Here is a 14,738-nt window from a genome sequence, read left to right as displayed (position 1 = left end):
GGCGGACAGATCAGCCCACGCTCCAGACACCACCGGCAATGTTGACCAGGGGGGCAACGATGCTGGTGCCGGCCAGGAACCAGGCGAAGGCAGCGCCACCGCAACCGCCGAGCCAGAAGCCGCTGGCGAATTCAGCCCAGCCGGCCTTGGTGAACAGGTCAGCGGGAGGGTTGTCGATGGTGGCGTCAGCGGGCTGCACGTTGGGGCCGCGGCCAGCGGTGCCGTAGATCGACAGGCAGACCGTGAGGATTGACACCAGACCCACAGCGGCCAGCAGACCAGCGGTGCTGGCGTACTCAGTAGCGCGCAGCGGGCCGGTGATGGCGAAGGGGCCGTAGAGGAAGAAGCCATGGGCCATGCCCACTTCCAAACCACGACGGTTGGGAGAGAGGGAAGGGCGGTAGGCCGGCAGCGCGTTCAGGAAGGCACGGCTGAAGTAGCTGCTGTTGACGGGAGTGGCCAGATTGCCGACGCAGGGGTCGGCGACGGGGGTCACGGTCATCGGTGGAAGGAAGGTGGTTGGCGGCGATGAAGCGGCGACAGCTCAGTCGCGGGCTTCGATCACGTTGAACAGCAGGGCCATGGCCACCGCAGGACCCAGGATCCCGACAATGGGCACGAACACCGAGGGCATCCAGGCGGCGACGAAGTCTCCGGTCATCAGCGTGGGCCAATACAGCTACCGTTCGGCACTGTAAGGAGCTCTTCCAAACCTGCTCTCTGGCGGCGGAAGGGGCGACATAAAAGTTCAGACCGATGACCCAAGCCCTCTCCGGAGCCGCGATCGCCGCCGTGATCGCCGTGTGCTGGCTGCTGGGACGTCCGCGGCCCAAGATCCTTCGCTCCACGGACGCCTCCGCGGTGGCCGCCCTCAACCGCAGCCAGATGGAGCTGGTGCTGCCGCACCAAGGCGAAGAGCGCCTGAGTAGTGAGCCCGGATCGCTGGGCGAAGTTGCGATGGCCCTGCCGGGCGCGGCCGATCGCCGCGGCCGCCTGCAGCTACTGGCCCAGCTGGAGCGCCAGTTTCAGCTGGGCGGCGAACCACGCCGCCAGGCCCTGGCTGTGTGCAGTGCCTGGCAGCACCGCGATGCCCTGCCCCTGATTCGCCGCGGCATGCGCGACAGCGATCAACAGGTAGCCGCTCTGGCCGCTGAAGCGATGGCTCATTTCCGCGGCCGCAGTTCTGTTGGCGCGGCTCAGCCGGCGCCGGTTAAGCCGCCGCGCAATGTTTCCCGCACCCGGTAAATCGGGCGGCCCTGGCTTTCGTGATACGTGCGCATCTGCAGCTCCGCCAATAGGCCGAAGCAGAACAGCTGCACCCCCGCGATCAAGGCCAGCACCGCCACCAGCAGCAGGGGCCGGTTTCCAATCTCCGCCCCCATCAGCTTCTCCACCAGGAGGTAGGCGCCGAGCAGCGAACCGATGGCAATGCCCACCAGGCCACCGAAGCCGAACACGTACATCGGCCGGGTGAGGAAGCGCTTCATGAACCACACGGTGAGCAGATCCATCAACACCCGGAAGGTGCGATCGATGCCGTATTTGCTCTGCCCGAACTGGCGTGCGTTGTGGTTCACCTTGACCTCACTGATCCGCGCCCCCTCGATGTAGGCGAGGGCCGGCAGGAAGCGATGCAGCTCGCCGTAGAGGTTCATGTCCTCCACCAGCTCACGCCGATAGGCCTTGAGCGAGCAGCCGTAATCGTGCAGCTGTACGCCGGTGACCCGGGCGATCAGGCGGTTGGCGATCTTGCTTGGCAGGAGGCGGCTCACGGCGTTGTCCTGGCGTTGATGGCGCCAGCCGCTCACCAGATCAAACCCCTGCTCGAGCTGCTCCAGCAGCATCGGGATATCGGCCGGATCGTTCTGCAGATCGCCATCCAGCGTGATGATCACCCGGCCGCGGCTCACATCAAACCCTGCCGACATGGCCGGTGTCTGGCCGTAGTTGCGGCGCAGCAGCACCGCCACCAACTCCGGCGTCGTGGCGGCCAGTTGGCGCAGCACGCTGGCCGTGCGATCGCTGGAGCCGTCGTCGACGAGCACCAGCTCAAAGGAACGTGCCAGCGGCCTGAGCGCTTCGAGCAAACGCTGCACCAGCAGCGGCAGGCTCTCCTCCTCATTGAAGAGCGGCACCACGATCGAGAGTTCCGGCTGCGGCGAGAGCGCTGAACCGGGTTCGGGGTGCACGTTCATCCGGCGGCCATGGGCTGGCTGGAACCTACGCGAGAGGGCTGATCTCGCGGTTAAGACCCATCCTCAGCCCCCCAACAACGCGGCCGCCATCAGGCCCAAGTAGGTGCCGAGCAGGTAGCCGAACAGGCCGATGGCCACCGCCGGCAAGGCCAGCTCCGCGCGCCCGATGGCTGTGGCCAAGGCCAGGGCGGTGCTCGGGCCACCGATCGAGGCCTGCGACGCCACCAGCGTTTCGGCCATGCCCCAACCGCGCCAACGGCGCAGGGCCAGCAAGGCCGCAGCTTGTAACGCCACGATCAGGGCCGCATAGAGCAACACCGGCAGGCCCTCACTCAGCAGGGCGCCCACCGGGGAGCTCAGACCCATCACCGTGAAGAACGGCTGGATCAGCAGCAGGCCTAGGCCGTAGCACCCCCTCCGGCTCTCGGCGCCGGGCAGCTGCGCTGCCAGCAGCGTGAGGGTGGTGAGCACCAAGATGGCGGGCAACCCTGGCCAGAGCCGTTGCAGCAAGGCGGTGAGAGCGCTGGCCAGCAGCAACACAGCCAGGCCCCACAGGAGCCCCTGCCACCAGCCGACCGCCTGCTCCAGCGAGCGGTCAGCGGCGGGTGCCGCCGGCGCAGCAACCGAGCTGGTGCGCCGGCCACGGGCCAGCGCCAAGCTCAGGCCAAACCACACGGCAAACACCACGTAATCGGCGGTGGTGGCCACCGCCAACAGGGCCTCGGGCGGCTGCAGCGTGCGCGCCACCGACACGAAATTGAGGCTGCCCCCCGTAAAGGTGGCCGTGAACATCCCCGCCAACAGGCTTCGCTCTGGCCCCAGCAGCGGCTGGAGCAGCCAGCCGCCCAGCAGCGCCGCCAGCAGCGTGCACACCACCGCCAACAGGAATGGCGCGAGCAGCCGGCGGGCATCGGGCCAGAGGCGCCGCAGATCCACCGCCAACAGCAGCAGCGCAATCGCCAGCGAGGTGAGCGGGCCATTCACCCAGGCCGCTGCATCGGCTTGGGGCTTCACGCCGCTGAGGTTGCTCACCAGCAAGCCCAGCAGCAACACCAGCATCGTGGTGCCCAGCTGCCGGCCCACGGCGGTGCGCTGCGCCAACCACCAGCCCAGGGCCGTGATCAGCAGGATCACCAACAACGAGAGCAGCATCGCGATCAGGGCAAAGGAGTGCCGTCGTGGCAGCGGATCACGCGGCCGGCGCCGCGCAGTTCACCGCGGTAGTGCACGCTCACCGGATCCAGCAGCTGGGGATCGAGGCCGTCGATGCCGATGCCGTTGCGGCCATGCTCTCGGCCGGAACTATGCAGATAGCGGCCAGCGCCGAGATAGAGCCCCACATGGGTGCAGCGCTGCGGCCGCCCGAAAAAGATCAGATCACCGGGGCGCAGCAGGCTGTAGCAGCCCGGCACCACAGCCACCGGCTGGCAAAAGCGCTCCTGTTGATAGGCATCGCGCGGTAGCCAGATCCCGGCACTGGCGAAGGCTGCCTGGATCAGGCCAGAGCAATCGAAGTTGGGGCCAAGGGTGCCGCCCCACAAATACTGATTGGCTTGCTGAAGCGCCTGCTCCGCAAAGGCCAGCACCTGCGGCAGCGCTGCATAGATCTGTGCAGCATCCAGCAACCGCGGCTGCGGTGGCCGGCAAGCGTGGGCGTGACCGAGGAGATGCTGGGGATCCAGCCAGCCGGGGTAGCCGTCTTCCAGCAGGCGAACCCGCAAGCGCTGCCGCCCCGGCTGCAGCGGCTCCAGCACCATCAGCGCCCGGCCGGCGGCCGCCTGGGTGGCCAGGCCAGGCCCCTGCTGGTGGCTGGTGAGATCCAACGGCGCCGTCAGCCGCCAGCAGCTGCCGGCATGCAACAGCTCCAGCGCCACCGGGGTGCCGTCGGCCAACCTCCCTAATCTCGCCATTGCCCCCTTTGGCTGCGATGGCGTTCTACTGCCCAGATGGGGCGATGGCCCAACAGCTGCAGGCCAGCCTCGAAGACCTGGAGGCAGTTGGCCGGCCGGGGCTGCGCGAGCAGGTGTCGATCACCTGGGTGCGCTACGGCAGCTCCCTGATCGACAGCGCCTCACCCCGCAGCGATCTGGCCGACTTCTGGGCCGACCGGCCGGCCGGTGCCGCCTGGCGCGGCGATCAGGCTCGCTACCCCGCCAGCGTGGTGAAGCTGCTTTATCTGGTGGCCGCCGAAACCTGGCTGCAGCGCCAGTTGATTGACGACACGCCCGAGCTGCGCCGTGCCCTGGCGGACATGATCCGCGGCTCGAGCAATGACGCCACCGGCCTGGTGCTCGACCTACTCACCGGCACCACCAGCGGTCCGGAGCTGCCAGCCGAGGCCTTCGAGCGCTGGAGCCTGCAGCGCCAATTGGTGAATCAGTGGTGCGAGCAGCTGGGCTGGAGCGAATGGGCTGGCTGCAATGCCTGCCAGAAAACCTGGGGGGATGGCCCCTACGGCCGTGAGCGGCAGTTTTATGGCGCAAACCTCGAGAACCGCAACCGCCTGAGCAGCGACTTCTGCGCACGGCTGCTCCATGGCGTGATGGCTGGCGCGCTGGTGTCGCCCCTGGCCGGCGGGCGCATGCGCAAGCTGCTGGCCCGCAGCCTGGATCCAGGCACGCGCGCTGCCGATCCTGAAAACCAGGTGGATGGCTTCCTCGGAGAAGGCCTACCGGCAGGCGCCCGGCTGTGGAGCAAGGCCGGCTGGATGAGCCAGGCCCGCCACGATGCGGCATACATGGAGGCCGAAGGCCTAGCGCCGATGCTGCTGGTGGTGTTCAGCGAGGGAGCTGATCGGTCACGCGACCACCAACTGCTGCCAGAACTCTGCCGCCGTCTGATCAACCCATCATGAGCCGCTCCAAGCCAACCAAAGGCAAGGCCAATCCATCGCTCTATTGGTCGCTCACGCAGTGGATATCGGCCGCGATCGTGGTGAGCGCAGGCCTCGAATTCGAGATTTCGCGGCGGATCGTGGAGCAGATCAACCACGTGATGCTGAAGGAGGAGGGAACAGAAGCCTTAGAGGATTACTCCAAAACACTGCAAAAAGCCTGGAGGGAAAAACCCGACCAAACACTCACGAGCCTGCTCGACAGCACATTCAGCACCTCCCACGTGACCCCGGTGCTGATCAACGGAGCCAACGTGAGCTCACCAACGAAAACACGCACAGAGCTCAGCGATGCAGAGATCACCGAGATCCGCAAGACGCTCCTCAATGACGAGGATCAGTTCATCGTCGGACGAGACACCGGCCTGGGTCTGGCCGCTGCGGCACAGCAGCTCACCCTCGAAGCCAATGGCCAGAACAAACAGGTTCAGCTGGTGGTGGTGTTGAGATGGCCGCTCCTTAAAAGTCTTAGAGAGCTGCAGTGGTTTGAGTTCCAATCGAGGGCAATCACCCTGATCATCACACTGCTAGCCAGCGGCCTGCTGCTCTATGCACTGCTGGAGCCGCTCAGGCGTCTGAATCAGAAAACCCGTGAACTCACAAGCGAGCAATTACCCGACGCACGCGTGGATGCCGACGGAGCCCCGCGAGAAATCCACGAACTGATCACCTCATACAACGACAGCCTCGACAGACTCAACACCGAGTACGAACGGCAACAGCTCTTTGCCTCAACGGTGTCGCACGAGTTCAAAACACCACTCACCGTGATCCGAGGCTACATCGAATCGATCTTGATCAGATCCACAAACCTCACAGAGCGAGAGGCCAGCAAACTGGAAACAGCGAAGCAGGAGGTGGATCGGCTGAACCAGCTTGTGAGCGACTTGCTCGACCTCAGCCGATACGACCACAACACTCTCAAACTCAGAAACGAGCCATTCAGCCCCCACGCAGAATTGAGCACAACCGCGAACCATCTCCGCGACATGCACCCCGACAGGGTGAGCGCACACATCAGCGAAGATATTCAGGCCCTCATGGCCAGCGGGGACGCAGGCCGCTACGCCCAAATCATCCGCAATCTCACCGAAAATGCCCTGAAATACTCACCGGCAGACACCAAGGTAGAGATCAGAGGATTTCGGCGTGAGAACACCATTGTGGCGGAAGTGGCCGACCAGGGACCAGGCATCGCACCCGAACACCAAACGAGAATCTTCGAGCGGTTTTACCGAATCGACGAACACCGAACACTCACGCAAAAATCAAGCTCAGGGCTTGGACTCGCGATCGTGAAGAGCCTTGCAGACAGTATGGGCGCCACGGTCGGCGTGCACTCCACCGTTGGGCATGGAAGCACGTTTTGGCTTGCCATTGGTATCATAAGTCCAGCCAATAACGCCCCATGACCACAACGCCGGCGAACATTACGATCCTCGTAGCCGACGACGATGTGAACATCGCTCAGCTGATCAGCATGGAGTGCGAAGAAGAAGGGTTCAACGTTGAGTCGGTACACGATGGACAACAAGCGCTGCTTCAACTCCGTCAAAAAGAATTTCAGCTCGCCATCCTCGATTGGGACATGCCGCTGATGAGTGGGTATGACGTGTGTCAACGGCTGCGAGACACAGGCAATACCATCCCCATCTTGATGGTCACAGCCAAAGACGAAGTGGAGGACAGGGTAAAAGCGCTTGACGCAGGCGCCGATGACTATCTCTGCAAACCATTCAACATCCGCGAGTTGCTGGCGCGCGTGCGCGCACTGGTACGCCGCAACTCAAACACCAGCAACAAAAAAGCGTTGCTTGAATATGGCGCCCTGAGCATCAACCGCCCGGAACACATCTGCAGCGTAAACGGGAAAGCCATCCATCTCACAGTTCGCGAGTTTGACCTGCTGAGCACGCTGATGGAGCAACCCAAGCAAGTAATTAGCCGCGAGCAGCTGATCACGGAAGTGTGGGGTGAAGACTATTTTGGCGATATCACCGTGGTTGACACGTACATCAAATATCTACGCGTGAAACTCAGAACCCATGGACTGGGCGAGATGATCCAGACCGTCCGTGGCGTTGGTTTCACTTTACGGGAGAGTGATTAGGCTAGGGCGCCCCAGAAAGACCCCGCACGGCCTCTTGCAAGAAAGATGACTGGGCAAGGCACTCTTGAAATGTTCCGGAGGCCTCAACCTTGCCTCGGTTGATCACCACCATATGGTCACAGTCTCGAACGGTAGCGATTCGATGAGCCACTACGATGCGGGTAATCGATCGCTGTCGCAAGTTTTCAATGATCACCGATTGCGAATAGGCATCGAGGGCACTCGTTGCTTCATCCTCAAGCAGCATGCGCGGATGATTGAGTAGAGCCCGAGCAATGCAGAGCCGCTGCCTCTGACCACCCGAGATCACCGATGAGCCCTCGGAGAGAATCGTCTGAAGCTTCATGGGCATCGCTGCCACTTCTTCAGCAATATTGACGAGACTGAGCGCTTGCCAAACATTGTCCTCTGATGTCTCGAGGCTACCGGTCACAGCATCAAGAATCGAACCCGGCGTGAGCTCAGATTGCTGGAGAACAGCTCCGATTTGCGACCTGAAAGCGCGAATATCAAGCTTGTTGAGTGGAATCCCATCAATAAGAATTGAGCCATCCTGAGGAATCACAAACCCAAGGATCAGCGATAGGATGGTGGACTTACCGGATCCACTGGGGCCAAAGATCACATTAAACTTTCCGGGCTTCAGATCAAAGTTCAGCCCAGAGAAGAGGGGAGAACTACTCTCCGCGCCAGCATAAGAAAAAACCACATCCCTGAATTCAATAGCGCCGTCAAGGCTCTTGCGTTCGTCGCCAAAGTAGGCCGTAGACTCGTCCGACTGCCTGAGCAAGGGCAATACGCGGTCAATCTCGACCAGAAGCGTGCCAGTTACAGTATTAACAAGAGAAGCAAGTGACAACAGCGCATTGGAAAAACCAGAATACGCATTGGTAAAAACGATGAAGGTTGACACCCCCAACGCCACCTGCTCCAAAGAGTTGGCACCGAGAAGCTTGCGAATTAAAGCCACATACAAGATGGCGATGCCAAGCGTTTGCAAGACGCTGGAAGCAGCCCTGTTCCAGTCGGATAACTTCTCAGCCTGGATATTAAGACGCAGGATACCCAATAGACTGGAGTACCACCTTTGCAGAAAGAAAGGCTCGTTACCAGATACCCTGATCTGGGCAATAGACGACAGGGTTTCAATCGTGAGATCATAATTCTCAGCACCCTGAGGAACTGACTGCCGATAGAGCTTGAGCTGCCTGCGAACCAACAGAACCTGGATGATTGAGCTTAAGAAGACATAGATAAACAGTGGCACGCTTAGGCCTGCATCCAGATAGAGCATCATCCCTCCATATCCCAGCAGAGATAAGGAGTTCAACAGGGTGGCGAGAGACTGGGAAGAGATCGTAGAAACAATGCTTGAGATGGAATTCAGACGGGTACTCAGATCTCCGGTGGTGTACTGCTCAAGAAAACCCACCGGCAAAGCCAACACGCGATGAAACAGCGCGGGGTCGAGTCGAAGCGTGAGTTGATTAGAGATTCGAGCGGTATAAAATGACTTGAGATAAGAAAATGCAGACTGATAAACAGCAAGGATGATACCGATCACAAATACAGCAGCTACCCAAGCCAGATCTCCACTTGGCACCACATCACCGACAACACGTCCAGTGATCAACGGAGAAACAAGCGCAAAAGCGATCAGGACAATCGCCAGTGCCAACGAACGAATCAGATCAGCCTGGATGGCGGGCAGAATAAACGCAATCAGAGCCCTAACAGAGGTAGCACCTTCAGGGAGCAGTGGATAAACCTCATATCCAGAGTCGCCTACACGATCAGCGAGCCCAACAGGATCGTGAATTCGCTCTTCAGCAAAATCTTCCAGACTGATCAGGGCCATCTGCCGTGATCTAGTATCAAGAACTGAGAGATTATTACCATCAGGCGAATCAACAAGTATCGGGTTAGATTGCCATGATGGTCGATCTTTCTTCAGGGTTACAGGACGAATGAAGAATCCATTGATAGCGAGAACATCTTCGACTGTATCCGCATCTTTGACAGCGCTCTCCTCAGAAAGGCCAAAATAACGACGCAGAAAGATGATCAGCTTATGCGTTGAATCTTCGTCTGTGAGACGACTAGGTAACTGGCGCCCCTGGGGTTCGAATTCAACGAGAGTGTTAGCAGAAGCCAGAATCTGCTCTTGTAGCTCGCGACTGGAAGATTGAGAAGCCATCGTCAGTCGTTAGGGGTGATGTCGATACTGGATTCGAAGCTGAGCAAATTGGAATAAATTGAGGACTGTTGTGAATTGAGTTCGGAAGGAGAGCCCCGCTCAACGATTGAACCAGCGCGCATCACCACAACTTGATCACTCATTTCAGCTGCGACCAGCCGGTGAGCAACACAAAGAACAGTAATACCGAGCGAGCGAACCGACTCGAGAATCGCCCGCTCTGTAGGAATATCCAAGGCACTAGTGGCCTCATCGAGAATCAAAAGCTTTGGTGAACGGCAAAGCGAACGTGTAATCGCAAGCCGCTGAAGCTGGCCTCCAGATAGGGCCATTCCACCATCCTTGAGACGGGTTTGCAAGCCTCTTGGCAACTGAGCAACCACCTCTGCAAACCGAGCAAGATGAGCAGCTTGCTCAACCTCGGCCTCAGAGATTGACGAATCAAAAAGGCGTATATTATCAAGAATAGTGCCACGAATTGGAATGTTGTCTTGCGAGACGTAACCAAGCGCTGACCGCAATGATGCATCTTCATAATCAGCCCACGTCAAACCATTGAAGAGAAGTGATCCTTCATAAGCACCAGAAAGACCTGCAATAATCTTTAAGAGTGTTGACTTACCGGAGCCGCTAGGACCAACGATGGTAGTCATCGAACCAGGCGGAAGATCGAGGTTGAGCCCTGAAACAACTGGCGCCTGAAGAGGCGAGAATGCGTAGCTGAGATTGACAATTTGCAGATGGAGTGGTTGATCACTCAAGAGGGCACCATTGGAAGGCCTCTGCTGAACAGCGCGGGGGGCGAATCGACTTTGTTGGGCAATAAGATCTAAAGATTGGATTCGAGTATCGTCCTGCACACCAAAGAGATCAACAAGGCGCCCCAGCGAAGCATTCGCACGTTGAAGATCTTCGAACATGGAGGCAAGCTGGGCAATTGGTGCGGTGAGATATCCCCTCAGTGTTTGAAAAGCCGTAAAACCCGCTAGGTTGATATCTCCCTGAATCACGAGTAGCGCCGCCAAAGCAATCGAGCTGTATTCATAAAAAGCCGATAAAAAATCGCCTACAAGCCCTAAGCTGCGTATTTTCAGGTCAATTTGCTGCGTCTTGACCAGCAAAGGCGCATTGAGATCTAGAATTTCTGAGATATAGCGGAAGTCTAGGTTGCAGGCCTTAATGAGGCGAATATCCTTCAGCATCCGGACATAGATTCCAGACACTTTACCCGATTCAAGATCGATCGATCTAAGGTCGTCAACGGTGCTCAACGTTGTTAGAGCCGACAAGGAAGTCGTTAACAACAAATAGATAATCGTCAGCAGAGACAACTGCCACGAGATCAGGAGAATAAAAGGGGCCACGAGGATAGACCCCATAATATCAACAAACTTGGGAGTAAATGTGTGAAAGAGCTCTGAAGAAACCTGATTGCCAATACTCAGACGGCCCGCAATATCGCCGATAAAACGTGTTGTGTAGAAGTCAAAGTTAACTGTAAAGAGCTTCTGCCCAATATCAAGCGTAAGCTTTTTTGAAAAGTCAACTCTTAGCCGGCGATATAGATTGGAATTGAGAAGAGAGTCGACAATGTTGAGAAAAGCGATCAGCAGTGTGAGCCATACAATTGGAATTCCATAGCCAAAGCGCTGATTCTGAATAAATTCCGAGAGAAAAGCTCCGGACAGACCAGCAGAGAATAGGGAAAGCGGGGCCCCAAAGACTGCTAAAACAATAATAATTGCCAGGACAGTCTTATAATTCAGTAAATGCTTTAGAAACGACTGAAATTCACGTTCAGGTCGACCGGCTTTCACAAAGGAAGCGGTTGGCTCTAGCAACAAGGCAATGCCAGAGAAGTGATGATTGAAATCAGATAGGCTCAGTTTGTATCGCCCTTGAGCAGGATCCACAATGCATGCCTTGCGAGAGTGAATTGACTCGAGCACAACAAAGTGATTATAGTCCCACCAGCAGATACAAGGCTGCTTGGGTGAATAGGAAAACATTTCATCCGCAGTCAACTTAATGCCACTACAGCTCATGCCAAGCGTCTCAGCAGCCTTCTTGATATTGAGAAGATTGCTTCCATCTCGACTCACTCCGCATTCATAGCGCAGCTTAGATAGAGGCAGAAAGAGCCCAAAGTATCTAAGAACCATTGATAACGAAGCGGCCCCGCATTCGGCCACCTCATACTGCAGAACAAGAGGAACCTTTCGTCTTAAGACTGCACTTCTCCATGCAGAAAAACGCGCCATCACACCTTGTGGCATCTTATTGACCACCGCCTGCCTGAAGATTGCGGAAGCGCGCTGGCTCTTCCAATCCCATGAACTCCTTAACCGCTGGGATCAGCATTTCCAGAGGAGTTCGATAGCGCGTAGTAAATTGAACTTGCATCAGCATTCCTTCTCGCGGTGGCACGGGAGGATTACTACGGTTATTCCAGACATAGCCACCACGATTGGATCCCACCTCTTCCCTGGAACTTGACGTGTTAACGACACGTTGAAGCTGGACAAACACCTGATAGGCACCACCAGAGGCCACGGTGCTCGCTAAACCCTCAGAGCCCAAACGCTTCGTTAATTGCGCCACCGATAAGGGTTGAGCATCAATGCTGGACACACGACCTTTGATGCCGCCCACCTCCGCTGCACTGAAGCCAGAGGGTGTAGCAATAATTTGGTTGCCAAGCGAAATCATAGAAGCTGAGCGCTGATCAACAAAAACGGGAATGGTATTGGGCTTGAGTTTTTGACTCCACGAGATGGTCATCACTTCCGCCCCAGGCTGTACTTCACTCCACTGCGGTGCAATGAGTGCATCCACACGACCTGGATCATTCGCAAAGACGACCGAGGAACGCAGATAGTCAGAAAAGACATTCTTTAACTCTATTTTGTTTTGAGATATTTCGGTTTTAATCTTATTCAATTGACTGATCTGGCTCGCCTGATTCGACTTTGATGCCGAAAGGCTTGACTTGGACTGCAAGAACTGTTCCCGATTGATCGCACCTTGCTCGTAGACCTTCTGTAGGCGCTTGAGCAAATCAGCCTGCTCGTCAAGAGTTGCTTGCCCATACTCAGTAGATTCTTTCTGGCTGCTCTGCACAGCCTGCAGAAGCTCAATGCTTTCCGTCAGTGCCAAAAGGGCTCCTTGAAGCTTGGTGCGTGCCGCCGAGTTCTCAATGATCACGATCACATCATTCGCCGCAAAATCAAGCGTATAATTCTCACCATCACGTTTAAGGCCACGATTGGCACTATCAACGGGGAATCTTTCTGTATCGTAGACTGTAATTGATTCAAGAACCGACTGAATCAAGCGATAGAGATCTTCATCGGACACACTCCGAGGATTTTCAAGATAATCAAATGCCTGCTTACTCCAAGCTGGTGGCGAGTACCGGTACTGATCCTTAACCCAACGGATGGGGTACAAGACGGTGCCACTCCCGTTCGCCGAAATCGAAAACACGCTATCAATTGGCGTTAGCGTGCCCAATCCAGTTGTGGTCTCAGGAATTCTTGCTAAAACCGCCCAGCCCGTTAGCACCGCCGTCACCGCCACCAATCCACTGGCAACCCAGAACAAGGGAGGCCTCAGGATCTGAAAAGCCTGCTTGCTCGTCTGCTTGACACGGAGTCGCATCGCCGAGCGAAAACCGGATGAATATGAGCCCAAGCCTAGCAGGATACAAGGATCACGATTCAATTGTTTTCCAGAGTTGAACTACAACCCTGCAGCCAATGACGTGATCGATTCGCATCTCTCCAGCAAGAAGATCTATAGCCATCGCAAACATGTTCAACCGAGCATGAGGCTCCCCGCGATCACGGCCCGTTGAAAGAGAGGATGTTGAGCCAGGCGATAGCGCCTTGGCACCACCATCACGACACCATTCGGCGCCACCAATCGACGTTGCCCAACAGTTTCGATCGCTTTCAACGCAAGCCGTTGACGATCTAGGAAATCAAAATCAGTTGAATGCCTTATCACCGAAGGCAATCAAAAGATCGTTTAAAACGGAGAGGGAGGGATTCGAACCCTCGACAGAAGTTGCCTCCTGTAACTCCTTAGCAGGGAGCCGCTTTCAACCACTCAGCCACCTCTCCAGCGGCTCGCCAAGCTTATCAGGCGTCGGGACCAGCCATCGGCAGGCGCGGCAGCCGATGCTTGAACCCGCAGAGGATCTCCCAGGGGATCGTGCCGCAGGGATCGCTCCAGGCCAGCGGATCGATGCGCTCGCCGCCATCGCTGCCCAGCAGCGTCACCACGCTGCCCTGCTCCAGCTCCGGTGCCTCCGTGGCATCGAGCACCAGCTGGTCCATGGTGATCGCCCCCACCTGGGGGATGCGGCGGCCATGGTGCAGCACCTGCAGCCGGTTGGAGAGCAGCCTTGGTACCCCATCGGCATAGCCGATGCTCACCACCGCCAAGCGGCTGGGGCGCTGGGTGGTGAAGCGATGGCCGTAGCTCACACCCGTGCCGGCCGGCACCTCCCGAATCAGGCTCACCCGCGCCCGCACCTGCATGGCCGGCTGCAGCGCCAAGCTGCCCCCCAGGTGCACTGCCGGCCGCTGGCCGTAGAGGGCCAGCCCCACGCGCACCATGTCGTAGTGAAGTTGGGCGGTACGCAAGGTGCCGGCGGAATTGGCCAGGTGGCGGCTGCCACAGGCCAGGCCGGCCTCCTGAACACCGGTGAGCACCTGCTCGAAGCGCTCCTGCTGCTGACGGGTGAGCGGATCGAGGACCGTGCCAGGGGCATCGGCATCCGCCAGGTGGGAATAGAGCCCGGCGAGCTGCACCGCCTCTAGAGCGGAGATGGCCTCCGCGATGCGGCGCCCTTCCTGCCAAGGCGCACCGAGGCGAGCCATGCCCGTATCCAGCTTGAGCTGCACCGCCATGGGCCGGCCGCTGCCCGCCGCCAGGTTCTGGCAGAGCAGCGCCTCGCGCATGCCGCTGAGGGTGGGCATCAACTGCCAGTGCAGGCAGGCCCGCAACTCCTCCGGTTGGGTGAGGTTGCCCAGCACCAGCACCGGCTGACGCAACCCCGCCTGGCGCAGTTCCACCCCCTCCTGCAGGGTGGCCACCCCAAAAGTGCTAGCGCCACCAGCGGCGGCGGCCCGCGCCACCGGCACCGCACCGTGGCCGTAGCCGTCGGCCTTCACCACAGCCATCAGCTGGCAACCGGGGGCCAGGGAACGACGCAGGCTGCGAGCATTGGCCTGCACAGCCGCTTCGCACACCTCCACCCAGGCCCGCTGGCGTGGATGGGGCCAGGGGTCACCCGAAGGGCTGATGGCCGGGGAAGGGTCTGTCATCCGGCAGGGC

The 14,738-nt window shown here is 58.4% G+C and carries 13 protein-coding genes and 1 tRNA gene; 4 read left to right on the top strand and 10 right to left on the bottom strand.

Annotated features, from left to right (window positions below):
• Window positions 1–10: 10 nt before the first annotated feature.
• Window positions 11–502, bottom strand: a complete 492-nt coding sequence (locus CB0101_RS10895; RefSeq protein ID WP_010311583.1) for a photosystem I reaction center subunit XI — start codon at window positions 500–502, stop codon at window positions 11–13.
• Between the two features lie 42 nt (window positions 503–544).
• Window positions 545–661 carry a photosystem I reaction center subunit VIII gene (locus tag CB0101_RS10890; protein ID WP_010311585.1) on the bottom strand — a complete coding sequence of 39 codons (117 nt, stop codon included), beginning with the start codon at window positions 659–661 and terminating at the stop codon, window positions 545–547.
• Between the two features lie 95 nt (window positions 662–756).
• Here CB0101_RS10890 and CB0101_RS10885 point away from each other — a divergent pair, with 95 nt between their 5' ends.
• On the top strand, window positions 757–1,245 hold the full coding sequence (locus CB0101_RS10885; protein ID WP_029553135.1) for a hypothetical protein: 489 nt from the start codon (window positions 757–759) through the stop codon (window positions 1,243–1,245).
• Here the strand turns inward: CB0101_RS10885 and CB0101_RS10880 are convergent.
• From CB0101_RS10880 to CB0101_RS10870, 3 genes are all read right to left on the bottom strand, one after another.
• Complete coding sequence (locus CB0101_RS10880) at window positions 1,197–2,195, bottom strand: glycosyltransferase family 2 protein (protein WP_010311588.1); 999 nt, start codon at window positions 2,193–2,195, stop codon at window positions 1,197–1,199. The genes CB0101_RS10885 and CB0101_RS10880 overlap by 49 nt on opposite strands.
• A gap of 63 nt (window positions 2,196–2,258) precedes the next feature.
• Window positions 2,259–3,347: a DUF819 family protein gene (locus tag CB0101_RS10875; protein ID WP_010311590.1), complete on the bottom strand. Its 1,089-nt coding sequence runs from the start codon at window positions 3,345–3,347 to the stop codon at window positions 2,259–2,261.
• 5 nt (window positions 3,348–3,352) lie between these two features.
• Window positions 3,353–4,105, bottom strand: a complete 753-nt coding sequence (locus CB0101_RS10870) for a C40 family peptidase (RefSeq protein WP_043718140.1) — start codon at window positions 4,103–4,105, stop codon at window positions 3,353–3,355.
• 17 nt (window positions 4,106–4,122) lie between these two features.
• On the opposite strand from CB0101_RS10870, the gene CB0101_RS10865 reads away from it, so the two are divergent.
• Genes CB0101_RS10865 through CB0101_RS10855 form a run of 3 tightly spaced genes read left to right on the top strand, consistent with a single transcriptional unit; the run spans window position 4,123 to window position 7,198 of the window.
• Complete coding sequence (locus CB0101_RS10865; RefSeq protein WP_010311595.1) at window positions 4,123–5,049, top strand: serine hydrolase; 927 nt, start codon at window positions 4,123–4,125, stop codon at window positions 5,047–5,049.
• The gene (locus CB0101_RS10860; RefSeq protein ID WP_010311596.1) at window positions 5,046–6,500 is read left to right on the top strand and encodes a cell wall metabolism sensor histidine kinase WalK; all 1,455 of its coding nucleotides are present in this window, start codon (window positions 5,046–5,048) and stop codon (window positions 6,498–6,500) included. The genes CB0101_RS10865 and CB0101_RS10860 overlap by 4 nt, the downstream gene beginning before the upstream one ends.
• Window positions 6,497–7,198, top strand: coding sequence for a response regulator transcription factor (locus tag CB0101_RS10855; protein WP_010311598.1), 702 nt, complete (start codon window positions 6,497–6,499; stop codon window positions 7,196–7,198). The genes CB0101_RS10860 and CB0101_RS10855 overlap by 4 nt, the downstream gene beginning before the upstream one ends.
• Window position 7,199: 1 nt before the next feature.
• Here the strand turns inward: CB0101_RS10855 and CB0101_RS10850 are convergent, their stop codons facing one another.
• The 5 genes from CB0101_RS10850 to alr all read right to left on the bottom strand — a co-directional run bounded on the left by CB0101_RS10850 (window position 7,200) and on the right by alr (window position 14,728).
• Entirely contained in the window at window positions 7,200–9,395 is a 2,196-nt protein-coding gene (locus tag CB0101_RS10850) for a peptidase domain-containing ABC transporter (RefSeq protein WP_083798696.1), read from the bottom strand.
• Window positions 9,396–9,397: 2 nt separating this feature from the next.
• Window positions 9,398–11,671 (bottom strand): peptidase domain-containing ABC transporter, encoded by a 2,274-nt coding sequence (locus CB0101_RS10845; RefSeq protein WP_071778161.1) that lies wholly within the window; start codon window positions 11,669–11,671, stop codon window positions 9,398–9,400.
• A gap of 1 nt (window position 11,672) precedes the next feature.
• On the bottom strand, window positions 11,673–12,998 hold the full coding sequence (locus CB0101_RS10840) for a hypothetical protein (protein ID WP_136644091.1): 1,326 nt from the start codon (window positions 12,996–12,998) through the stop codon (window positions 11,673–11,675).
• A gap of 432 nt (window positions 12,999–13,430) precedes the next feature.
• A tRNA-Ser gene (locus tag CB0101_RS10835) sits at window positions 13,431–13,519 on the bottom strand.
• A gap of 18 nt (window positions 13,520–13,537) precedes the next feature.
• Window positions 13,538–14,728, bottom strand: a complete 1,191-nt coding sequence (gene alr / locus CB0101_RS10830) for an alanine racemase (protein ID WP_010311607.1) — start codon at window positions 14,726–14,728, stop codon at window positions 13,538–13,540.
• Window positions 14,729–14,738: the final 10 nt, after the last annotated feature.

It is taken from the genome of Synechococcus sp. CB0101, from assembly GCF_000179235.2.
GTDB lineage: Bacteria > Cyanobacteriota > Cyanobacteriia > PCC-6307 > Cyanobiaceae > Vulcanococcus.
This window is presented reverse-complemented; position numbering and strand designations above follow the sequence as displayed.